We start from the raw sequence: 23,330 nt of genomic DNA on the forward strand, positions 1-23,330 counted from the left end.
CTATTATGACGAAGGTCCTCACTGTTATTATACCGTCCTACAACATGCAGAGCTATTTAGGACGTTGTCTCGACTCCCTCAAATATCCGCTGCAGTCACGCTTGCAAGTGATCATCGTAAATGACGGCAGCAAAGACCACACGCTTGATATTGCCAGGGAGTATGAGCGGCAATGGCCTGACATCTATCAGGTCATTGACAAGCCCAACGGCAACTATGGCTCCTGCATCAATGCGGCTCTGCCATTGGCAAAAGGTAAATACATCAAGGTGCTCGACGCCGACGACTGCTTCGATCCGGCTTCTCTCAACCAACTGCTTGAGAAGCTGAGCAACCTCTCTGTCGATATGGTCATCACCGACTATGTCAAAGTGTGGCCTGACAAAGAGGAGCGGATGCATTGTCCGCTTACCCCGAGCAAGCCTTTAGACTTTCTCCCACTCTGCAAAGAGAGAAAGATCTGGAATCTGTGGATGCACAATGTCACTTATCTTACCCAGCACCTCAAGGATCTGAGATACCATCAGACGGAAGGCATCTCATACACTGACCAAGAATGGATCTTCCAACCTTTTACAGCCGTAAGAACAGTTGTCTATCTGAATCTTCCTTTGTATCGGTATACTTTAGGCAGAGAGGGACAGACCATGAGCAACGCGTTTCAGAAATCACACTTCGCTGATAACATTGTCTGCACATGCCATATGATCCAGCTCTACACGACATTTCAGAATGCACCGGAGGCTATACGTCAGTTCCTTGAATACAAGCTTTACCGAAGACTCCGATATATATACCGCACCTATATCGTTAAACAAGGTATGCTCAATGATCCGAATCTGCAGCATCTCGACGATGTCTTACATCAGTTTACACCCGATCTGTACAAGGCAGTAGGCGATATCTTGCTCAGCAAGCCCCTGCTTCCAATACGGTATATTAAGCTTTGGCGCCGCGCCCCTCATAGCAGAAAGCTTCGCGTTGCCTTGAAACTATACAAGATGATACATTAATAAAATCAAGAAAGACACCCTAATTTCAAATACCTCGACATGACAACCTTCCACGGCAAACGGCCACAAATTTCTGCTCATTGGAGACGAAAAGCCCTCCTCTCAAAGTTGCTCATCGCCCTTCATCTCAAAAGCAGAAGATACCGGAAAGACTTCGGTGGCGAATTTTAATTTCCGGGGTAACTTGATCTCCGTTTCACTCCATATTCCTCAAAGCTTCTTCGATGGCTTTTTGGAAGAAGGTACCCTGAGACAGTTGACGGGCTACCCGACAGACACGCTGTCTCATCAAGGAGAAATCATCTGCGCTAATGTTTGCCAACCGCTGAGGGAGCTCACGAATACTGGATATGGTGATACCGATTCCTTCTTGCTCTATGAAAGGGGCTAGGGCAGCCTCTTTCCAGATAATAACCGGCAAGCCGGCACGCAGATAGAAAGATACTTTGTGCGGACTATTTACCTTTAGGTATTCTCCAAAAGACCCCGTGCAGCCATCCAAGCTATCACCATCCCAGACGAGACCAAAATCGCCGCCGACAGAAGTAATAAACCTATCAGCAGGCTGGAAGCCATGAAAGATAAAATTCTTCTCTCGCTTCAGTGCCGGCATTCTATCCCCATCTCCATAAATATGCAGTTCAAAACCTTTGACGTATGGAGGCGTCTGCAAGAAAAACGCATTCTTTCTCATGGCCAGACTTCCGGCATAGACGATATGATAGGGTTGCCCTATCGTATGTTGATAGGACTGAGGAGTAGAGGGGGAACGATAATCAAACAAGCCTAATGCTCCCATCTGAGTCGTCAAGCCATGGTTTTCTAACCAAGACTTCATCCTGTCATTGGAAGCAATAACGAAATCAGCATGCGACAAACGATGGATCTCCTTCCGGACCGTCAACTTCTTTCTACGGAAAGACCCCAGATCATGAATTAACGCCATCGTCTTTGCCCCTTTGAGATGAGCCATGAAACAAATAAAAGAGAAATATTTCTTCACGGGGTATTGCAACACCAGCTTGTCTCCTCTACGCAACATAATAATTGCCTTCAAGACACTGAGCAAATCGTAAAAGAAGATATATACCTTGTTTTTGCCCATCGTTTGAGGCAATCCTATATTTCGGAAGCCCATGAGTTCCATTGTCTTTTCATTATCTGTTTTCGCTTTGTTTCCTGCGGAAGTCAGATTCCGATAACATCTGGAAAGATACACCATTCGTCCCATTTTCAGCCATTCTATTTGATTCGCATGCAAAGGTATCGCTTTTTATTCATCCCAACAAATTCATCCCAACAAAAAATGTCCCGATATTTTGTTTACCAAAAAGAAATGTAGTACTTTTGCAGACAATATGATCAGAATGCAATTCCTCAGCACGCGCTATCAGCAATACCGGGATTTTCTCCTGGCCCTTCCCGCACGGATGGACCGGGAGGGTGAATACGTGTATGGCGGCAAGCGGAACCTCATCAAGCGCTTTACGGCACCCGATGGGGAACAGCTCATCGTCAAGCGGTTCCACCGGCCGCGGTTCCTCAACATCCTCGTCTATTCCTGGGGCCTGCGCAAGCCAAAAGGTGAACGGGCCTGCCGCTATGCCGCCGTGCTGCGGGACCATCATATCGGCACGCCGGAGCCCATCGCCTATATCGAGGAGCGGCAGGGCGGCCTGCTGCGTGAGAGCTGGCTGATCACCTCACAATGTCCCTACGGGCATCTGCTCTATGAGATGGGCACGGCGGAGCCGGAGGTCTATGAGCCCGTGGCCCATGCCCTTGCCGTCTTTACGGCTCACATGCATGACGAGGGGATCCTGCATAAGGATTTCTCACCGGGGAATATTCTCTGGGACAGAAAAGAGGACGGCAACATCGTCTTCTCTCTCGTGGATATCAACCGCATGTATTTCGGAGATATCGATATCCATCGCGGCTGCGCCAACTTCGCCCGTCTGTGGGGCCCGAAGCGGTTCATCGAAATCCTTGTGCGCGATTATGCCCGTCAGCGCCATTTCGACGAGGAGAAGGCCGTAGTGATCGCCCTCGAGGCCCGCAGGAAGTTCTGGACAAGATTCAGGAAGAAACACGACGTACCCTTTCAACTCGAACTGTAATGACCCTAGGAGTTATCATATCTACTTATAATAATCCCCAATGGCTTGAGAAGACCTTATGGGGATATGCCTGCCAGAAGCGGAAAGCCGATGAGATCATCATTGCTGATGACGGATCCGGACCGGAGACGGCACGGCTTATTGAAGATTATGCCCGACTGTTACCCATCAAACATGTATGGCACGAAGATCAAGGCTTCCGAAAGACGATCATCCTCAACAAGGCTTTACGTATTGCGGAGAGTGATTATCTTGTTTTTACCGATCAGGACTGTGTGCCACGCTCTGATTTCCTCGCGGTCCATGAGAAGTATGCCGAAGAGGGCTTTTTCCTCTCCGGCGGCTATTTCAAACTTCCCATGAGTATCAGCCGACAACTGACAAGAGAAGACATACAAAGCGGAAGGGCCTTTCAGCTGAGATGGCTGAAGAGTCAGGGAGTGCCCACAAGTTTCAAATGTACCAAACTTTTCCAAAGCCATACTTTCTCCATCCTGATGAACCATATCACTCCCACGCATGCCACTTGGAACGGCATGAACTCCAGTGGATGGCGACAGGATATCCTTGCTTCCCATGGTTTCGATGAACGGATGGCTTATGGTGGCGAGGACCGTGAGTTGGGTGAACGACTGAGAAACGCAGGCATTCATTCCAAGCAGATCCGTTACAGTGCCATTGTACTGCATCTGGATCATAAACGCCCCTATGTCAATCAGGAAGCATGGGCCCGGAACAATGCCATTCGGAAAGAGACAAGGGAAAAACATCTTGTTGCAACAGAACACGGATTATAACACTTACTTGAAGAGAATCACTCCCTCTTCTTTGTTTTCTCATTTTCTTGTCGTACCTTTGCAAGTCCATAGCAATAAATCTGGAAAAGAGCAAAATGAAGCGTGTTTCTCAATTTCTAAAGACGGCAGTGTTCCTGTTGTCGTTACATGTGGTGGGACTGTTGCTGATGTCCCTCTTTCGTTTGATAGAATTTTTCTGCCTCCACGGGATGATCGTGGAAAAGGGGGCCAGTATCCTTCAGGCCTTCCTACGTGGATTATGGTTTGATAATGTGGTGGGATGCTACATCCTCATCCTTCCCATGGCGGTATTGCTCATTGCCGCCCTCCTGGGACAGGTACAGAAAGGCTGGAGACAAGGAGCCGTGATCTGGTATGATATCCTACTGGGCATCGTGCTGATGACTTCTGCCGCCAATATCCCCTATTTCCATTATTTCCTGAAGAATATCAACGCCAGTATCTTCGGATGGTTCGGCTATGCGGGGACAACGGCCGGAATGGTCTTTCAGGAAAAGTCATGGTGGGGATATATCCTCCTTTATTTTATTTCTCTGTCCTTGCTGATCTATGCCAACCATAGGATACAAAAGGTTTTCAACCGTTGGATAGGCCAGCAAACTACCGACAGCCACTCATGGGGCTCCTATACGACAAGAGGAGTTATCACGGTGGCCTTGTTAGCACTCTGTCTCTTGGGTATCCGTGGACGTACCGGTTACAACCCCATCAAGATCAGCGAGGCTTACTACTGTGATGATCCCTTCCTCAACCAACTCGGCATCTCACCCTCCTTTAACCTTCTCACGAGTGCGCTTGACGACATGCGCAAGGAGAATCAGGAACTGCACCTCATGCCCTATCCTCAGGCCATCTCTTTTGCCCGTCAGAGCCTGAATATTACGGGGCACGTGGATAGTCTGGACGTATTACGACGCCAGGTGACAGCAGAAGGAGCCCCGAAGAAATATAATGTGGTGATCATTCTCATGGAGTCGATGTCTGGCAAGCTCATGCAGACTTTTGGTCAGCAGGAACACCTCACGCCGACCCTTGACAGTCTGTATCATCACTCCTTGGCCTTCATGAACTATTATTCCGCCGGTACTCATACAAACATAGGTATTACAGCAACGCTCTATTCCTTCCCTGCCCTGATGTCACGCAACCTCATGAAAGGAACGGTAACGCCACATCGGGAAGGAATACCTACCGTGCTTCACGCCGCCGGATACCGCAACAGTTTCTTCATGACGCATGAGGCACAGTATGACAATATGAACGCTTTTCTGCGAACCAACGGATATGATGATATCTATTCACAGGAAGACTATCCGAGGAGTCAGCGTGTCAACGCCTTTGGCGTGAGTGATCATTTCCTCTTCGACTATGCGCTGGGAAAAATCAATGCGCAAGCCCGGAAGAAGGGGCCTTGGATGGCTACGCTGCTGACGATCAGCAATCATCCGCCCTATGTCGTCCCTTCCTTCTTCCATCCTAAGACAAAGAAGCCGGAGACACAGATCGTGGAATATGCCGACTGGGCGATCGGCGACTTTCTGAGGAAGGCCCGTCGGGAGCCTTGGTACAAAAACACCATCTTTGTGCTGAGTGCTGACCACGGGAAAGTGGTAGGACCGACAGACGCGGCAGTACCACAATCATACAACCACATCCCTCTGATCATCTTCGGTCCTGGTATCTCACCAAGACAGTATGATGGTCTCGCCGGACAAATTGATGTCATGCCCACCCTGCTTGGCATCCTCCATCGCAGCTACAGCTATGGCGGATTTGGCATAGACCTCCTCCGCCGGCAACGTCCGATGATCTTCTACAGTGCGGATAACCAAGTCATCGCCCGTAGCAAGGACCGTTGTTACATCTATGAGCCCGACATCAACCGCAGTTTTTGTTATGATGTGCGACCCCATTGGCAACTGCGTGTCAACCGCAAGGAGAAGCAATTCTCTCCCCTGCGCCACTATGTCTTTGCGATGGAACAGTGCGCGGAGTGGCTGTATAGGAAAAACCAGTAAGGCAGCATTTACTGCCTTACCATTTTCCGGCGTTGTGCGGACAACTTTTGCAGCCCGGCCGGATTTTGCCGACATTGAAATCTATAAACGACCATATCACGCTTAGGTGCCCGGTAGACAGGCTGGAAGGAATAGCCTTCCTGCTCGAATACCGGGAAGAACTGTTTGGCATCATCTCGGGTGATCAGCAAAAATCCCTTCTGTGGGCACTGGATATAGAAATTGCCGATCCGGTTATGGAGATAGAAATTCACTTCAAAGAAATGTACGGGATCACCCTTGGCACGGACGGAAGCAGCGATAAACTCATACATCTTTCCCTCCCGTTCAGGAGCCACCCTGTCTATCTCTGCGGAAATAGATTTCACGGATTTCACATTGAGCACCGCCGGGGAATAGCCACCATCGATACCGATATAAAGAAAAAGCGTCAGGATGATCGGCGCAAACACCATCCGGTCAGCCCTTGTGTCCTTTCTCAGGAATATCCACCAACCGATTCCGCCCATAAGCGGGAGGAGCAAGCACAGCCAGGTAAAGAAACCACTCAGATGTTCCAAAGCCTGTAAAGTCGCGATATTATCTGCGGCATGCCGGCCATGAAAGATGGTGGTAGGAATAGCACCCGTCATCACGATGATCAGGAGGATAAAAGCAACAATACCCAGTGTCGCCAACACCCCGCCATATGCACGTAAAGTCTTCTTGTGCTGATCCGCCATGAAAAGGAGGAAGCGAGCCACGAAATAGCTCAGGAAAGGATAGAGCGGCATGAGGTATACGCTACGCTTACTCTGTGGGATACAATAGAACACAAAGATGATGACTACTGCCACGAAGGCGAAGAGGTCCACGGGATTCATGTCTGTCAACCATTTCCAACCTTTGCCAGCCCACTCTCTGACAGGCGTCTGCACCTTATGATAGGATAAAACGAAGAGAGCGAACAGTCCCAAAAGCGTGTAAGGAAGGAAACCGCTCACGAGTGTAAAGATATTATAGTACCAAGGATTGACGCAGGAATCGTAAGCCATGGTATTGGTCATCCGCCCGATATTCTCTTCATACACAAGATCGAGGAATGCCTGTCCTCCTTGACGATAGGCTGCATAATACCAAAGTGCCGGAATAATCAGACTGATGACGGCAAAGGCGAATAGTAAGAAGAAAGCTTTGAAGAAATTCTCTTTTCTCAGCAAAAGGAAGACACCCGTCACCAGACAAGGAATAATGATGCCCACAGGACCTTTCGTCAGTGTGGCAAGACTCATCCACAAGATAGCCCATAACGGAATACCCCTCATTCCTCTTTCATACCAGTGATAAAGAGCGTAGAGAGCTCCTACGGTAAGAGCGGTAAGCACCATGTCCACACGACAATTGACACCATTCCGATGGAGTTCAAAAGTCGTAAAGGCCACCAATGCCGTGAGCAGCCCCATCTGTACCCCTTTCCTTCTTGCAAAGAAAGAAAATGTTGCCATGGTCATAGCTATGAGGGCCAGCGCAGAAGGCAGACGTGATGAGCCTTCTGTGACATCACCGCGCACCAGGGAAACGGCTGCCACGCACCAATGGAAGAAAGGGGGTTTATAAGCCGTTTCACCTCCGTTATTTCGTGGCAGTATCCAGTTGCCACTATGTATCATAGAATAGGAGACAATAGCCTCTCGTGGCTCACCCTTTGTATGATATTCTGCCAGGCCGATAAAAGGTAGTAACGTGAGCATGGCAACAACCAGCAGACAGAGAAAGTATTTTCCTTCCTTGGAATGACAATAGTGCGATAATTGCATAGTCCTTATTTTTTTCTAAATGTATATACGAGTTGCAGAATGAGAAAGTTGATCGGTACGACGATGATCATCACGCAGATCGGTGCCAGCCAGTCGCTGAGCCCGATCCATACGAAGAGGTTCAACAAAGCCATCTCCAACAGATAGTTCAGGGCATGGCTGCCGATGAACCCCGCGAGATTTCCCTTGCTCGGCCGCTTACGGAACGTGAAGTAGGTCGTAAGGAAATAGTTGACGATCAGTCCACCGATATATCCTCCCGTATAGGCGATGTTGTAATTCGCCACGAGGAGGATGAGACAGTAGATGCCGTAATGGATCAGCGAGCACGTCGTGCCCGTGATGCCGAAGCGGAAGATACGCCCCACCTCCTGTCTGACCTTCGGATTCTCCTGCCAGTATGTTTTCAGCCGTTCGTTCATCACTTATAGTTTACCACGGATGTCACGGATATGATAGAGCGGACGGTGCTTCACCTCCTGATAGATCTTCCCAATATAGACACCGATGATGCCGATGCCGAAGAGCATGAACGCCCCTACGAGCCAGATGCTCAGGATCACGGAGGACCAACCGGCGACGGCCGTTCCTTCCGCGAGGGCGTGGAGGACATAGAAAAAGATCCCCAGACAGATGAGCAGAAACAGCAGTCCCGTCCAGAAGATGAGGTAGATGGGTTTGACGCTGAACGACGTGATGCCGTCGAGGGCGAGGTTCAGCATCTTCTTCAGCGTATATTTCGAGTGGCCTGCCTGCCGCTCACTGATGGTGTCGTCGACGGTGGTGCTGTCGAGGCCGATCATCGGGATGAGTCCGCGGAGATAGAGGTTGCGCTCGGGATATTCCGCGAGCATGTTCAAGGCGCGGCGGCTCATCAGGCGGAAGTCGGCATGATTGAAGATACATCTCACGCCCATCTTCTCCTGAAGTTTGTAGAATGCCAAGGCACTCATGCGCTTCAGCACGGGATCGGCGGTACGGCTGACCTTTACGCCATAGACGATGTCGTAGCCGTTGGCGAAGTCGTCGACCATCTGCGGGATCACCGTGATGTCATCCTGCAAGTCGGCATCGAGGGTGATGACGGCATCAGCATAGTCCTTCATCGTCATCATTCCCGCCATGATGGCTTTCTGATGGCCGACGTTATGGGCGAGGTTGATGCCACGCACGAATTTGTTCTCCTGTTGCAGCCGGCAGATCAGCTCCCAGGTGTGGTCGCGACTGCCATCGTTGACAAAGACCATCTCCGAGTCGGGAGAGATCTTCCCGTCGGCGATCATCTGCTCAAAGAGGGCAGAGAGACGCTGCACGGAACTCTCGAGAACTTCCTCCTCATTGTAACAAGGGGAAACAGTAGCCAGTTTGATCATTTCTTCGATGCAAGTTTTTTCATGTAGGCATTGGTGAAATCGGTGAATTTCACAAACATTTCGCCTTGTTTCTTCAACATCTTAATCAGGTCGTCCAAGCGCTGGGCCATCTGCTCACCACTGTGGTTCTTGATGATAAACGGCATCTTGAACTCCGGGTGTTCCTTCAGCTCATAGAACTCCCAGGGATGGAAATAGGTCACGAAATAGCCGTCATGACGCAACACACGGCGCACGAGGGCGAAATAGAGCCACTCGGGGAGGTTGTGAAGGGCCAACCAGAAGAGCGGGAAACGGACGACCGGCGTCACCGATGCCGGGATCTGCAGTACGCCGTCCTTCACGAAAGCCGTACGGGGCGTGAGGAGATGGATATAACGACCGGGGATGCAGGCGGGATTCAACGAGGAGTTGAAGAGGAATCCGGCTTTCTTGATATTCTCATCGGAGACGGGGAACATGCGCGGCTGACGATAGCCATAGGTCTTGATGCCGGCGACACCCTCCACGATCTCTTTCGAGCGGAAGACATCATCACTCTTCGGCTGCCAGTGGTCGACACCATGGCACGCCACCTCGTGGCCCTCGTCGATGATCCGTTTGATGACCTCGGGGGCATGCGTGGCGAAATTGCCCGTACAGAAGAATGTGGCATGGACGCCATTGGCCTTCAAAACATCCAATATCTTATTCGTACCGTATCGCGACACCTTCATGGCTTCCTCCAAAGGGAAGTCTACACCATGTTCACGGGGGACATCGAACTCCTCCGTGTCAAAACTCAGTAATACCATGATTTGCTCTTTATTTCTTTTATTCGGCAAAGTTACGACTTTTCTTTGATTTCCAAGATGATTTCTTCGCTTTTTCATAAATAAGTTGTATTTTTGCGGCGTAAAAAGCGTATCAGGTAATTTTATGCAAACGAAAATAGTTTTTCTCCTTCTCCTGCTCACCGTCGTCTGCGCTCCGCTGCGGGCTCAGGACGACCGGCCCGGACATGTCAACCCCGAAGATCTGGAAGTGGATATGAACACGCCGACGATGGAGCCGAAAGTCAAAGTGGGAAAGGTCCTTCTCAACCATGACTCCATCCAGTATGTGGAGCTCAACAACGTGTATGTCTACCCTGTTCCCGTCTTCAAGAACGCGCAGGAGCGGGCGGCCTACAACCGACTGGTCTACAACATCAAGAAAGTGCTGCCCATCGCCAAGGAGGTGAATCAGATTGTCATTGAGACCTACCAGTATCTCCAGACGCTGCCGAACAAGAAGGCCAAGGACGCCCACATGAAAATTGTGGAGAAAGAGATCAAGAAGGAGTATACGCCGCGCATGAAGAAGCTCACCTACAGTCAGGGTAAGCTCCTCATCAAACTCGTATACCGCGAGACCAACAGCAGCGGCTACCAGCTCATCCAGGCTTTCCTCGGTCCTGTCCGTGCCGGTTTCTACCAGGCCTTTGCCTGGACCTTCGGAGCCTCACTGATGAAGAAATATGATCCCAACGGCGCCGACCGTGTCACCGAGCGCATCGTCCGCAAAGTGGAGAGCGGACAGCTTTGATTCCCTTGCAGGGGCCGGCCCTTGTGGCGGCCCGATGCCGGAACGGCATTCCATCCATATGCGCATTCCGATTCGGCGTACCGCCGACGGGCCGCCACAAGGGACGGCCCCTGCAATGTGGATTATTCGGAAAATAATAAAAGTGAAACCGCTTTGCCGTTCGACTGTTTTTTTGTAATTTTGCAGAAAATTCAATAATAACCACACGAAAACAAAATTATTAAACAATATGGAATATAATTTCAGGGAGATTGAAGAGAAATGGCACAAGGAATGGGTGAAGAACCAGACCTACCGTGTCACAGAGGACAAGACGAAGCAGAAGTACTATGTGCTGAACATGTTCCCCTATCCGTCAGGGGCCGGCCTGCATGTAGGTCATCCGCTGGGCTATATCGCCAGTGATATCTATGCCCGCTACAAACGGCTGAAAGGCTTCAACGTCCTCAACCCCATGGGCTATGATGCCTACGGTCTTCCTGCCGAACAATATGCGATCCAGACGGGCCAGCATCCCGCCATCACCACGGAGCGGAACATCAACCACTACCGTGAGCAGCTCGACAAGATCGGCTTCTCCTTCGACTGGAGCCGTGAGGTGCGCACGTGTGATCCCCATTATTATCACTGGACGCAGTGGGCTTTCGAGAAGATGTTCAACTCCTTCTACTGCAACCAATGCCAGAGCGCGCAGCCGATCTCTAAGCTCGTCGCCCATCTCGAGGAGAAGGGAACGGAAGGCCTCGACGTCGCGCAGAGCGAGGAGCTCTCCTTCACGGCTGACGAATGGAAGGCCATGAGCGAGAAGGAGAAGGAGCAGACCTTGATGAACTACCGCATCGCCTACCTCGGTGAGACGGTCGTCAACTGGTGTCCGGGCCTCGGCACCGTACTGGCCAATGATGAGGTCGTCAACGGCGTCAGTGTCCGTGGTGGCTTCGCCGTGGTACAGAAGAAGATGAAGCAGTGGTGCCTGCGTGTCTCCGCCTATGCCCAGCGCCTCCTCGACGGTCTCGACACCATCGACTGGAGCGACTCCATCAAGGAGACGCAGCGCAACTGGATCGGCCGCTCCGAGGGAACGGAGATGACGTTCCGCGTCGCTGACTCCGACCAGTCGTTTGTCATCTTCACCACACGTGCCGACACCATCTTCGGCGTGACCTTCATGGTCCTCGCCCCGGAGAGTGAGCTTGTGGCACAACTGACCACCGAGGCCCAGAAGGCCGAGGTCGACAAATATCTCGACTATGTGAAGAAGCGTACGGAGCTGGAGCGTATGAGCGACCGTAAGGTCACGGGCGTCTTCTCCGGTTCCTATGCCATCAACCCGTTCACGGGTGAGAAGATTCCTATCTGGATCTCCGAATATGTCCTCGCCGGTTATGGCACCGGCGCCATCATGGCCGTGCCGGCCCACGACAGCCGCGACTATGCCTTCGCTAAACATTTCAATCTCCCCATCATCCCGCTCATCGAGGGCGCCGATGTCAGTAAGGAGAGCTTCGATGCCAAGGAGGGTATCGTCATGAACAGTCCGAAGGACGGTGTCAAGGCCCTCGACGGCTTCAACCTCAACGGCAAGACCGTGAAAGAGGCCATCGCTGCCACGAAGCAGTTCGTCACTGAACATCACCTCGGTCATGTGCAGATCAACTACCGTCTGCGTGACGCCATCTTCAGTCGTCAGCGTTACTGGGGCGAGCCGTTCCCGGTATATTATAAGGATGGTATGCCGCAGATGATCCCCGAAGAGTGCCTGCCGCTGGAGCTCCCGGAGATCGACAAGTATGAGCCTACGGAAGACGGCCAGCCGCCCTTGGGCCGTGCCAAGAAATGGGCTTGGGACACGAAGACGAACACTGTCGTTGATGTCGCAACGATCGACAACCAGACGGTCTTCCCCATCGAGCTCTGCACGATGCCCGGTTTCGCCGGCAGCAGCGCCTATTACCTCCGCTATATGGACCCGCACAACGACGAGGCTCTCGTGAGCAAGGAGGCTGACGAGTACTGGCAGAATGTCGACCTCTATGTCGGCGGTACGGAGCATGCCACGGGTCACCTGATCTACAGCCGTTTCTGGAATAAGTTCCTCCACGACTACGGCTACAGTTGCAAGGAAGAGCCGTTCCAGAAGCTCGTCAACCAGGGTATGATCCAGGGCCGTAGCAACTTCGTCTACCGTATCAATGATGCCGATCACGACAAGGCACCCGTCTTCGTCTCCAAGGGACAGAAGGACAACTACGACACCACACCGATCCATGTATGGGTGAACCTCGTGAAGAACGATGTCCTCGACATCGATGCCTTCCGCCAGTGGCGCCCGGAGTACAAGGACGCGCAGTTCATCTTCGACGATGGCACGAAGTCTGTCGACGGAGCCAACGGCAAGTATGTCTGTGGCTGGGCCATCGAGAAGATGAGTAAGAGTATGTTCAACGTCGTCAACCCTGATGATATCATCAAGGACTACGGCGCCGACACCCTGCGTCTCTATGAGATGTTCCTCGGTCCCGTGGAGGCCAGCAAACCGTGGGATACGAATGGTATCGACGGCTGCTTCCGCTTCCTGAAGAAGTTCTGGAACCTCTTCTACGACAACCGCAGCGGCGAGCTCCTCGTCAATGACGACGCGCCGTCGAAGGACAGCCTGAAGAGTGTCCATAAACTCATCAAGAAAGTCAGTGAGGACATTGAGAAGTTCTCCTACAACACATCTATCTCCGCCTTCATGATCGCCGTCGGCGAGCTCGGCCAGCAGAAATGCCACAGCCGTGAGCTCCTCCGCGACCTCGTGATCCTCATCGCGCCGTTTGCGCCCCATATCGCCGAGGAACTGTGGCACAGCGCCCTCGGTGAGACGACGACGGTATGCGATGCCCAATGGCCGACGTATGACGAGAAGTATCTCGTGGAGAGTGATATGCAGCTGACCATCTCCTTCAACGGCAAGGCCCGTTTCCAGAAGACATTCCCCGTGGATGCCAGCCGTGAGGATATCCAGAAGGCCGTCCTCGAAGATGAGAAGAGTCAGAAATATATTGGTGGTAAAGATATTCTGAAGGTCATCATCGTCCCGAAGAAGATCGTCAATGTAGTATTGAAGAAGTAAAATGGTTCATCAGAATGTGATGCGTGAGGTGAAGGACTATACCTTCATCACACTTGGATTGATGCTCTACACCTTCGGGTGGTGCGTGTTCCTCCTCCCCTATCAGATCGTGACGGGAGGAGTGACCGGTCTGGCGGCTATCATCTTCTACGCCACGCGGTTCCCGATCCAGGACAGTTATCTGTTCATCAATATCGCCCTCCTCGTCGTGGCCCTGAAGATCCTCGGCCTGAAGTTCATGGTGAAGACGATCTACGCCATCATCATGCTCTTCCTCATGCTGAAATACGCGCAGGTGCTCATGACCGATCCCGCCACACATCAGTTCTATCAGATTCTCGGACCCGACCAGGCGTTCATGTCGCTGATCATCGGCTGCTCCTTCACGGGCTCCGCCCTCGCCATCGTCTTCCTGAACAACGGGTCGACGGGAGGCACGGATATCATCGCCGCCTGCGTCAACAAATACTATAACCTCTCACTCGGTCAGGTGCTCATCCTCGTTGACCTCTGTATCATCGGATCCTGTATGTTCATCCCTGAGTTCGGTGACACGCTGCCCCGAATCCATAAATGCGTGTTCGGTCTCTGTACGATGGTCATCGAGAATTTCACCCTCGACTACGTGATGAACGCGCGCCGACAGAGCGTGCAGTTCCTCATCATCTCCAAGAAATGGCAGGAGATCGCCAATGCCATCGGCACACAGATGGAACATGGCGTGACGATCCTCGACGGCCACGGCTGGTTTACCGGCAATGAGGTGAAGGTGCTGTGCATCCTGGCCCGTAAGCGTGAGAGCGTGACGATGCAGCGCCTCATCAAGATGATCGATCCCAATGCTTTCGTCAGCCAGAGTGCCGTCGTCGGTGTCTATGGTGAGGGCTTCGATGAGATGAAGGTGAAGATCACCGATGCCCACCGGAAGAGTTTGAATTTAACAAAGAAAGAAGAATGAAGATTGTTTTTGCAACGAACAACGCGCATAAGCTCCAGGAGATCCGTGAGATCCTTGGAGATAAATTTGAAATACTCTCCCTCAATGACATCGGCTGCCATGAGGATATCCCCGAGACAGGCATGACGCTCGAGGAGAACGCCCATCAGAAAGCCAGCTATGTCTTTGAGAAATACGGCTATGACTGTTTCGCCGATGACACGGGCCTCGAGGTGGAAGCCCTCGATGGTGCCCCCGGCGTCCACAGTGCCCGTTATGCCGAAGGGACGGATCATGACAGTGAGGCCAACATGGCGAAACTGCTGCGTGAGCTCGACGGAAAGCCCAACCGCAAGGCCCGCTTCCGTACCGTCATCGCTCTGATCCAGAAAGAGGGCGACAGTACCGTCTGCAGCCGTGAGTATGCTTTCGAGGGCGAGGTGAAAGGCCGTATCGACACGGAGAAGCACGGCACTGCCGGCTTCGGATATGATCCCCTCTTCATCCCCGATGGTTACGACAAGAGTTTCGCCGAACTCGGTGAGGATATCAAGAATCAAATCAGCCATCGTGCCCGCGCCGTGAAACAGTTGGCTGAGCATCTGTTAGCAGAATAAAGTATGAGACATGGGTGTTTTCAAGGCATAGCCTTTTTACTTCTTTACTTCTTTACTTCTTTACCTCTCTATGCCTCCGGCTGGAAAGACTATCTCGCCTATTCAGAGGTACAGGATGTGGAGAAAGCAGGGACGCTGCTCTATGTGCAGGCGTCAGACGGCCTCTATGTCTATAACACCAATGACAAGAGTATCACGACCTACGACAAGGCGACGGGACTCTCTGATACTCATGTCAGCCTCATCAAATACAACCGTACGGCACAGCGCCTCATCATCGTCTACGACGACAGCAACATCGACATTCTCGATGCCAACGGCACCGTAACGAACATCAGTGATCTCTACAATGCCAACCTCACGACGGGAAAGACGGTCTACTCCATCTATTGCCAAGGCAGATACGCCTATCTTTGCACCGACTTCGGCATCATGAAGGTCGACGTCAGCGACGCCCTCATCGCCGACACCTATCAGCTTGGCATAAAGGTGCAGTGGTGCACGATCGCTGACGGCTATATCCATGCGCAGAGCAAAGCCAGCGGCCATTACCGCGCCTTGCTCACCGATAATCTCCTCGACAAGAGCGTGTGGTCACGCGTCGGCGCCTATCAGGCCCAGCCTGCGGAAGACAAGAGCGCGGACATCGCCGTGGCGAAGACGTTGCAGCCCGGCGGACCGAAATATAATCATTTCGGTAAGATCAAATTCAAATACGGCAACCTGTATACGGTCGGCGGAGGTTTCGCCGCCGGTGTGGAACAGCAGTATCCGGGAACGGTACAGGTATTGCGGTCCAATGACACGTGGCAGATCTTTCCCGATACCATTAACAAGATCACGGGCTATGCCTTTCTCGACAATACGGACATCGATGTCGACCCCACGGATACCAGCCGTGTCCTCGTCGCCGGTCGTACGGGTGTCTATGAGTTCAACCGGGGAAGATATGTCACCACATATAATTTCAACAACACGCCGCTCGAGTCTGCCGTAACAGGCAATCCCGCCTATACACTCGTCGAAGGCATCACTTTCGACAACGCCGGTAATCTGTGGCTGTTGAACAGTGGCGCTGAGAACCAGTCTGTTGTAGAGATGACGAACGCCGGCCAATGGGTGTCGCATCACTCCTCCACCTTCATCTCCAACGAGAATAACCTCTCCTTATTTAATATGGTGTCACCGATGGTCGACAGCCGTGGCATCCTGTGGTTCGGCAACCAGCACTGGTATACGCCGGGCCTCTTCGCCCTGAACACGTCCACGGATGCCGCCAAGGCGGTTACCATATTCTATAATGAAGACGGCACGAGCTATACCGATGTACGTGTACATGAAGTTGTGGAAGACAAGGACAACAACCTATGGGTGTGCACCACGAAGGGGCCCTTCTATCTCGAGAGCAGTGAGATGAACAACGACACGCCGGTCTTCAACCAGATCAAAGTGCCGCGCAACGACGGTACGAATCTCGCCGACTACCTCCTGACGGGTATCGATATCTCGTGCATCGCCATCGACGGTGCCGGCCGCAAATGGTTCGGTACGAACGGCCAGGGCGCTTATCTCATCAGCGAGGATAACTACACGCAGGTGCAGCATTTCACGGCCGCCAACAGTGGCCTCCTCTCCGATGTCGTCAGCAGCATCGCCATCAACGGTGAGACGGGCGAGGTATTCTTTGCCACCACCAACGGCCTCTGTTCCTGGCAGAGCGACGCCACTACGCCCGCCGAGGAAATGAATAAGGACAAAACTTATGCCTATCCCAATCCCGTGAAACCAGGTTATACGGGCGTGATCACCATTGTCGGCCTGACCTATGATGCCGACGTAAAGATCGTCAGCAGCAATGGCACCCTCGTTAATGAGGGCAAGAGTACGGGTGGACGCTACGAATGGGACGGCAATGACCAGAAGGGCAAGGCCGTCGCCAGCGGTATCTATATGGTGGAGACCGCGACGGAAACAGGAGAAAAGGGTACAGTATGCAAGATCGCTATCGTCAGATAAGCCTCAATGATCTCTGCTTCCTCCCAGCCATGACCCTCATCGGTGAGTCTATGACGATCTTGATGGCTACACGTCGTGAACCTTCTTATTTACAGTGATGATGAAACGTGAACTATGGATTGACCTTCTCCGCGGATGCTGTATGACCGCTATCGTATACGATCATACAGAATCATGGTTCGTAGACTACCATATCATCCCCTACAGCCTTTATGTAAGCAATGTCCTCGTCATCTTCTATTTCATCTCCGGGTATCTCTTCTACCGTCCTACCGATTTCCAACCCGTCCATAAGCTGAAGTCCATCCTTCACAGTATCATTATCCCCTATTTCTTCTTCATGATTGCCCTCTCGCTGCCTAAGAGTCTCCTCCATGGTAACGACTTCCAACTCGGCGCCCTTCTCACCAATGTGCTCACAGGTCAACAGTCGTGGTTCGTCACAGCCCTATCCGTAGTGGAAGTTCTCCTCACCGCCATCCTTAGCATCAGGAGTCTACGCTTATCTTGGCTCCTCATGTTCCTGGCAGCATCCACCATCCTCTCCTTTCTTTGGGGCACAGGTTTTCTCACCACGCCCTATAATTTCTGGCATGCAGACGAAGCTATTGTCGTCCTCCCCTTCCTCCTCCTCGGCTATCTCGTCCATCGTTACGATTTATTCAAGAAGGTCACGCCCCCTCTCCTCGTCCTCCTTGCCGTCATCTTCTTCGCTGTGAAGACTATTATCTATACCCATCATTATGAGGAAATCATCAGTCCCATTAATATCTCCCATTATCCTCTCTTCCTAGTCGACTCTCTTACAAGCATATTTCTTATCTGCCCTTTAGCGAAGAAGATACCACGGATATCATTCATCGAGTGGACAGGAAGGCATAGTCTAGTCTACTACTTCTTCTGTAGCGGTATACCCCTTGTTATGGCCATTCTTCTGCGGAAAATAGGATTCTACTTCAACGGCGAGTATTGGAAGGTCCCCATCGCTTTCCTCCTCAACTTTATGGCCATCACCCTCCTTACATGGCTCTGCTATCGCTTCCTACCTCCGGTACTCACGGGCAAGAGGCGTTAATGACTGAAGATGCTGAATTTACGGTTTAGATAAGGAGTCTCCAGATCTGCAGCATCGAGAAGGGAATGAAAGAGGAAGGAAGAATCGTAGCGACGTCGGCTATTCTCCCGCAATGCCCTTACCTTGTCACCGTGTTTTTGGGCATAACGATCGGAATACCACACCCAACATGCGGGATAGTGGAGGGCTTCTTTTTCCGTTCCTCCGTGGGTATATTCTCCGTTCTCTCCCATGCATTCCGAGTGATCAGAAAGGTAGACAACGATTGCGTCATTGTTTCTGACGCTATTGATAATCTCCTCCCAGATACTATCGGAATAGAGAATGGTATTGTCATATGAGTTCACCATTTGCTCATGACTGTTCGAAGAAACGATCTTACTGTGGATTTCCGGCTTCCAGCAGGCAAAAGCATCAGGATAATGAGAACGGTAATACCAGTGAGAGCCGATTGTATGGAGTATAAATAGTTTCTTGCCGCCATCCCTATCCAACTGCTGACGGAAAGGCGGCAGAAGGTTCCCGTCCAGCCATTGATCAAGGCTGTAGACGGTCTTCCCACCATTGACAAATGTCAGCGTGTCAGCTTCCTCCATGAAATAAAGGAATGTAGGGTCTGACTCTTGATTGCCTATCCACGAGGTTTTGAAACCTGCAGCCTTGAACAGGTCAATAAACGACCGCTCCTCATAGGCTCTTTCGGGGTGGAGCCTGTCAGCACGCGTGAGTAGATAGGGTACACTTGTATGGGTATAGCCATAAGGAGAATGGATATTCGGCAACCATACCACATTGTGTTCTTTAAGCAGCCGCGGTGTCGTATTCCTTCCGTAACCGTTCGCCGGGAGATTCTTCGACCGTAACGATTCTCCCAAAATGAAAACAACGGTCACACTGTCATCATCGCTCTTAATCTTACGCGAGAATGGTGGACGATGCTCACTGATTGTTCGCTTGATGCCTTGGTAATCACGGAAACTATAGTAGATATTATAAGGCATACGATAACTCACAGGACGCTGTATAGGGTAATAGCTATTAGTAAAACCAACAAGGGCCAAAGCCACAATCAACCAAAAGACCGGATGATAATACCGTATATACCTGAAACGAACATATACTACCGCCAGCGACAGAGCTATAGACAGAATGACGAGTACTACCAAAGCCCAAGAGACAACCTCCATCGATGTTTGGAAATCGTTTACAAGTACCAAATCCCATACGCTTGCCGTCAATGACACCTTCACCGTGTACTTAAAATAGGTCAATACCGTACAGGCCAACGTCAATAGGGGAAAGGTCACCGCAAAGACGTAACGATTCAGCGATAACAGCAACAGCAATCCATATGTCGCCAACACAATGACATCCCATTGCAGCGCCAGTATCACAAAGTCCTTCATCCCTGCCACAGGCATATTGTAAAAATCAGCAAAGATGAAGGCGATACCATAAAATAAACTTAAGAGGACCGGAAAGAGAATTTCCTTTTTCCACCCCTTTTTCTTCTCGTCATTTCTAAGTTCTTCCATGATGCTGCACGTGTTATTAGTCTTTCTTCCACTCTTCCACGCACCGCTTCTTCAGCGAGAAGTTCACGCCAACCTTTATCAGCGGGCGAGGATCGAGGGCGAAGTGCTTGGCATAACCTTTCTCATCAATCTGTCGCAGGGCATCATCGGCACTGCCGTCAAGCTTGAACTCAAAGATATAAATATAGTCTTTGGTTTTTACAGTCATATCCATTCTGCCGTTGCTCGTTGTCCGTTCCACTTCCGTATAGAAGCCGAGCATGCGGGCAATAAGATAAAAGGCATTCTGGAAATACAACTCACTGTCACCGACGATCTTGTAGTCGGTATCCGACAGCATGGTCTCCATGCGACGCATGAAGTCATCCACACGTCCCTTTTCCAGATCCTTCACAAAATTACCGATATAAAAGGCGGACTCTCCCTGCTGGATATTCGTGTAGAAAGGCAACAGATAATCCGTGAAACCTTCCTCCACTTCCTTATTCGGGAAACCGAGCGTATAGAATCCAAAACGCTCATCATAATCCTTAATCGTCAGGTAACCACTCTGATAAATCAAAGGAATGGGATTCTTCGACATGGAGTCAATACTGTTGAGGAAATCGCCCGTCACCTGTTCCTGTGTAAGGTCGGGAAGCGGATAATTATCTTGTTTCATCACCTCCACAAGATAAGATGGCGTACCCGTCTCAAACCAATAGCGACCGAATTTTTGTCTGCTGAGGGTATTCAACAAACTGAAAGGGTTATAGATGCCCACGCCATGCTCCACGAAATGATAACCGTCATAGTCTCGCTCCAACCGGGCAAGGGCCTCCTCATCACTGATATGATAGGCTTGGGCAAGGCCGTGGATAGACGTTGGGAAATAGCGGAGAATCTCTTCTTGCGTAATACCGCAAATGGTCTGGTAACGCTCATCCATTGATAAGTCGATGAGGTTATTCAGATCGGAGAACACGCTGACTTTTCCGAATTTCGTCACGCCGGTGAGTAGGGCAAACTTGATATATTGATCCTGAGTCTTCAAAACAGAATAGAAGGCTTTCAACGTTGCCCGATAACTATCCTGCAGACTACTGTTGCTGAGTGTCTGAAGGAGGGGCTTGTCGTATTCATCGACCAGGATGACACAACGTTTCCCAGTCTTCTCATAGGCTAACCGGACAATATGATAGAAGCGCTCCTCGATCGCACGGTCACGATATCTATCGCCATAACGGTCTTCCCATAGTTCCAGGTGTTTCTTCAGCTCATTCTCCAAGGATTCTTCATTGAGGTAATTCCGACTGTTCAGATCCATGTGCAATACGGGATAGGCGGTCCAATCTTTTTCCAACTGTTCGATGGCCAATCCCTGAAACAGTTCCTTCTTTCCGGAGAAATAGGCTTCCAGCGTAGAAATCAGCAGACTCTTTCCGAATCGACGGGGACGACTCAGAAAATAATAACGACCTTCAGACGCAAGTTTATACAAAAGGGCGGTCTTGTCAACATATACATAACCATCCTGACGAAGGCTTTCGAAATTTTGGATACCGATGGGATACTTCATACGCTTGTCTTTATTACAAGGCAAAAATACAAATAAATTCTGATATTCACACGCTATTCCGGTATTTATTTTATCACAAAAAGTCTAACTGGGTAATAGCCTTTTTTCTTCACCAAACTACACCCTATCCGTCGGTGATATCAATTTATTCGTGATCAAAAATCAATCGAAAAATTCAGAAAATTCAAAAATCTTGACAAACTGTACTTGCAAACTAGAGAGAAATTTGGCTCCAAAAGGCTCCGGAAAGACAAAAACAACGTCTTTTCCGGCCTGTCTTTCGGAGATATTTTGCTATCTACGATGTTTATGAAATTCTGCACGATGTTTACGAGGCGAAAACACGATCAAAATTTTGCATATTCCGCCATTTTCGACGCTATTTTTAGGGTTTTATACAGATATTTATGCAATATAAAATCCCTTGTTTTTACAATTCCTTATCAATCAACAAGTTGCAAAAATTGCTGAGAATCGCGAATTTCAGAAGAGAGGACAAGTTCTTCGAAAATCCGCGAGTTTTGAGGCCTGAAAAACTACCCCGGTTTCGTCGATACATTTTAAACGAATTAATGCAACGGCCGTTACTGTAACCGCTGTTGCATTAGCAAGAATTTGTATGTAACTCCTCAATTTTTCCCCAAAGTTTTTTGTTCTCCCGAAAGAAAGCCGTATCTTTGTCTTATCGGTAAAATCTATTCGCCTATGCTCGTCTCTTTCCTCATCAGCCTATTCACCGTCGTGGAACTTAACTGCGAGAACCTCTTCGACTGTCAGCACGACACGTTGAAAGAGGATCAGGAATTCCTGCCTTCGTCCACACACCACTGGACTCATACACGCTACTGGCGGAAAGTGAATCATATCGGACAGGAACTCATCGCGCTCGGTGAACTGCCGGTAAAAGAAGCCAACGACGGGCAAGAGAACGACGGACATCTCCCCGATCTCGTCCTGCTCTGTGAGGTGGAGAACGACTCCGTGATGCGCGATCTTACCCAGCGGTCGCTGCTCCGGCGGGCCCGCTACCAGTATCTCATGACCAACAGTCCTGATCTCCGCGGCATTGACGTGGCACTGATGTATAATCCCTTTGCTTTCCACCCGCTCTCCTGGCACAGCCTCCGTATTGCCCCACCCGATAAGCACTTTCGTCCAACGCGCGATATTCTCTACGTCTGCGGCATCGTACTCGGACAGATCGGTACTACTCCTCAACAGAACGAGGCACTCCAAGACACGCTCCATGTCCTTGTGGTCCATGCCCCGAGCCGCAGCGGCGGAGAGGCGTTCTCACGGCCCTATCGTCTGGCGGTGGAACAACGACTCGAGAACTGCATCGACTCCATCCGACAACAACAACCGGAAGCCATGATCCTCATCGGCGGTGATTTCAACGACTATAGTTCCTCGCCCGCCCTCATCAAACTCTCCTGGCACGACATGACAGAGGTCTCGCGTGATGCCACAGGCTCCCATGGTGCCCGCGGAACCTACCGCTATCAGGGCGAATGGGGAAGCCTTGACCACTTCTTTCTCTCGCCTTCCCTTGCCGCCCGTTCGCATGCCTGTATCATCGGCGATCTCCCCTGGCTCATGGAGGAAGAGAAGAAGTACGGCAGTGTCAAACCCTTCCGCACCTATTACGGTCCCCGTTATCAGCCCGGATACAGTGATCACCTGCCATTGGTGCTGTGGTTCCCGTAATAATAGATAACCAACGATCCATTTGCAGGGGCCGTCCCTTGTGGCGGCCCGCCGACCGACAGG

18 protein-coding genes are annotated in these 23,330 nt (G+C 50.8%); 11 read left to right on the top strand and 7 right to left on the bottom strand.

The annotated features are described in order from the left end of the window. Positions 1 to 5: 5 nt before the first annotated feature. Positions 6 to 1,013: a glycosyltransferase family 2 protein gene (locus G604_RS14115; protein WP_051220347.1), complete on the top strand. Its 1,008-nt coding sequence runs from the start codon at positions 6 to 8 to the stop codon at positions 1,011 to 1,013. A 196-nt stretch (positions 1,014 to 1,209) separates the two neighbouring features. Here G604_RS14115 and G604_RS0109605 read toward each other — a convergent pair whose 3' ends face one another. Next, positions 1,210 to 2,160, bottom strand: a complete 951-nt coding sequence (locus G604_RS0109605; RefSeq protein WP_231376129.1) for a galactofuranosyltransferase — start codon at positions 2,158 to 2,160, stop codon at positions 1,210 to 1,212. Between the two features lie 211 nt (positions 2,161 to 2,371). Between G604_RS0109605 and G604_RS0109610 the strand changes: the two genes are divergently transcribed. From G604_RS0109610 to G604_RS0109620, 3 genes are all read left to right on the top strand, one after another. After that, entirely contained in the window at positions 2,372 to 3,133 is a 762-nt protein-coding gene (locus G604_RS0109610) for a lipopolysaccharide kinase InaA family protein (RefSeq protein WP_231376131.1), read from the top strand. Continuing rightward, the gene (locus G604_RS0109615) at positions 3,133 to 3,930 is read left to right on the top strand and encodes a glycosyltransferase family 2 protein (protein WP_028910372.1); all 798 of its coding nucleotides are present in this window, start codon (positions 3,133 to 3,135) and stop codon (positions 3,928 to 3,930) included. Before G604_RS0109610 ends, G604_RS0109615 begins: the two co-directional genes overlap by 1 nt. A 95-nt stretch (positions 3,931 to 4,025) precedes the next feature. Then, positions 4,026 to 5,969, top strand: a complete 1,944-nt coding sequence (locus G604_RS0109620) for an LTA synthase family protein (protein WP_028910373.1) — start codon at positions 4,026 to 4,028, stop codon at positions 5,967 to 5,969. A gap of 8 nt (positions 5,970 to 5,977) precedes the next feature. Here G604_RS0109620 and G604_RS14120 read toward each other — a convergent pair whose 3' ends face one another. From G604_RS14120 to G604_RS0109640, 4 genes are read right to left on the bottom strand one after another with little or no spacing between them, the layout of a single operon-like run. Continuing rightward, positions 5,978 to 7,765, bottom strand: coding sequence for an ArnT family glycosyltransferase (locus G604_RS14120; RefSeq protein ID WP_051220348.1), 1,788 nt, complete (start codon positions 7,763 to 7,765; stop codon positions 5,978 to 5,980). 5 nt (positions 7,766 to 7,770) lie between these two features. Beyond that, positions 7,771 to 8,187 carry a GtrA family protein gene (locus tag G604_RS0109630; RefSeq protein ID WP_028910374.1) on the bottom strand — a complete coding sequence of 139 codons (417 nt, stop codon included), beginning with the start codon at positions 8,185 to 8,187 and terminating at the stop codon, positions 7,771 to 7,773. Positions 8,188 to 8,190: 3 nt separating this feature from the next. Beyond that, positions 8,191 to 9,138: a glycosyltransferase family 2 protein gene (locus tag G604_RS0109635; protein WP_028910375.1), complete on the bottom strand. Its 948-nt coding sequence runs from the start codon at positions 9,136 to 9,138 to the stop codon at positions 8,191 to 8,193. Next, positions 9,135 to 9,932: a polysaccharide deacetylase family protein gene (locus tag G604_RS0109640; protein WP_028910376.1), complete on the bottom strand. Its 798-nt coding sequence runs from the start codon at positions 9,930 to 9,932 to the stop codon at positions 9,135 to 9,137. The genes G604_RS0109635 and G604_RS0109640 overlap by 4 nt, the downstream gene beginning before the upstream one ends. Before the next feature lie 124 nt (positions 9,933 to 10,056). Between G604_RS0109640 and G604_RS0109645 the strand changes: the two genes are divergently transcribed. The 6 genes from G604_RS0109645 (at position 10,057) to G604_RS0109670 (ending at position 18,467) form a co-directional block, all read left to right on the top strand. Further along, a complete protein-coding gene (locus G604_RS0109645; RefSeq protein ID WP_028910377.1) occupies positions 10,057 to 10,704 on the top strand; it encodes a DUF4294 domain-containing protein in 648 nt (215 codons plus the stop codon). Between the two features lie 229 nt (positions 10,705 to 10,933). Continuing rightward, positions 10,934 to 13,822, top strand: a complete 2,889-nt coding sequence (gene leuS / locus G604_RS0109650) for a leucine--tRNA ligase (protein ID WP_028910378.1) — start codon at positions 10,934 to 10,936, stop codon at positions 13,820 to 13,822. Between the two features lies 1 nt (position 13,823). Beyond that, a complete protein-coding gene (locus tag G604_RS0109655) occupies positions 13,824 to 14,780 on the top strand; it encodes a YitT family protein (RefSeq protein WP_028910379.1) in 957 nt (318 codons plus the stop codon). Beyond that, a complete protein-coding gene (locus tag G604_RS0109660) occupies positions 14,777 to 15,376 on the top strand; it encodes a non-canonical purine NTP diphosphatase (RefSeq protein WP_028910380.1) in 600 nt (199 codons plus the stop codon). Before G604_RS0109655 ends, G604_RS0109660 begins: the two co-directional genes overlap by 4 nt. 3 nt (positions 15,377 to 15,379) lie before the next feature. Further along, positions 15,380 to 17,392, top strand: a complete 2,013-nt coding sequence (locus G604_RS0109665) for a two-component regulator propeller domain-containing protein (RefSeq protein ID WP_036905260.1) — start codon at positions 15,380 to 15,382, stop codon at positions 17,390 to 17,392. A 100-nt stretch (positions 17,393 to 17,492) separates the two neighbouring features. Further along, entirely contained in the window at positions 17,493 to 18,467 is a 975-nt protein-coding gene (locus tag G604_RS0109670) for an acyltransferase family protein (RefSeq protein ID WP_231376133.1), read from the top strand. On the opposite strand, the gene G604_RS0109675 is transcribed toward G604_RS0109670, so the two are convergent. Together G604_RS0109675 and G604_RS0109680 are read right to left on the bottom strand one after the other, a co-directional pair. Then, entirely contained in the window at positions 18,464 to 20,002 is a 1,539-nt protein-coding gene (locus G604_RS0109675) for a phosphoethanolamine transferase (RefSeq protein WP_028910383.1), read from the bottom strand. The two genes, G604_RS0109670 and G604_RS0109675, sit on opposite strands and share 4 nt — an antisense overlap. A gap of 16 nt (positions 20,003 to 20,018) precedes the next feature. Beyond that, entirely contained in the window at positions 20,019 to 21,560 is a 1,542-nt protein-coding gene (locus G604_RS0109680; RefSeq protein ID WP_028910384.1) for an ATP-binding protein, read from the bottom strand. A 705-nt stretch (positions 21,561 to 22,265) separates the two neighbouring features. On the opposite strand from G604_RS0109680, the gene G604_RS0109685 reads away from it, so the two are divergent. Beyond that, positions 22,266 to 23,267, top strand: coding sequence for an endonuclease/exonuclease/phosphatase family protein (locus tag G604_RS0109685; protein WP_028910385.1), 1,002 nt, complete (start codon positions 22,266 to 22,268; stop codon positions 23,265 to 23,267). Positions 23,268 to 23,330 lie beyond the last annotated feature (63 nt).

The sequence above is a fragment of the Prevotella sp. AGR2160 genome, from assembly GCF_000424185.1.
Classification (GTDB): Bacteria; Bacteroidota; Bacteroidia; order Bacteroidales; family Bacteroidaceae; genus Prevotella.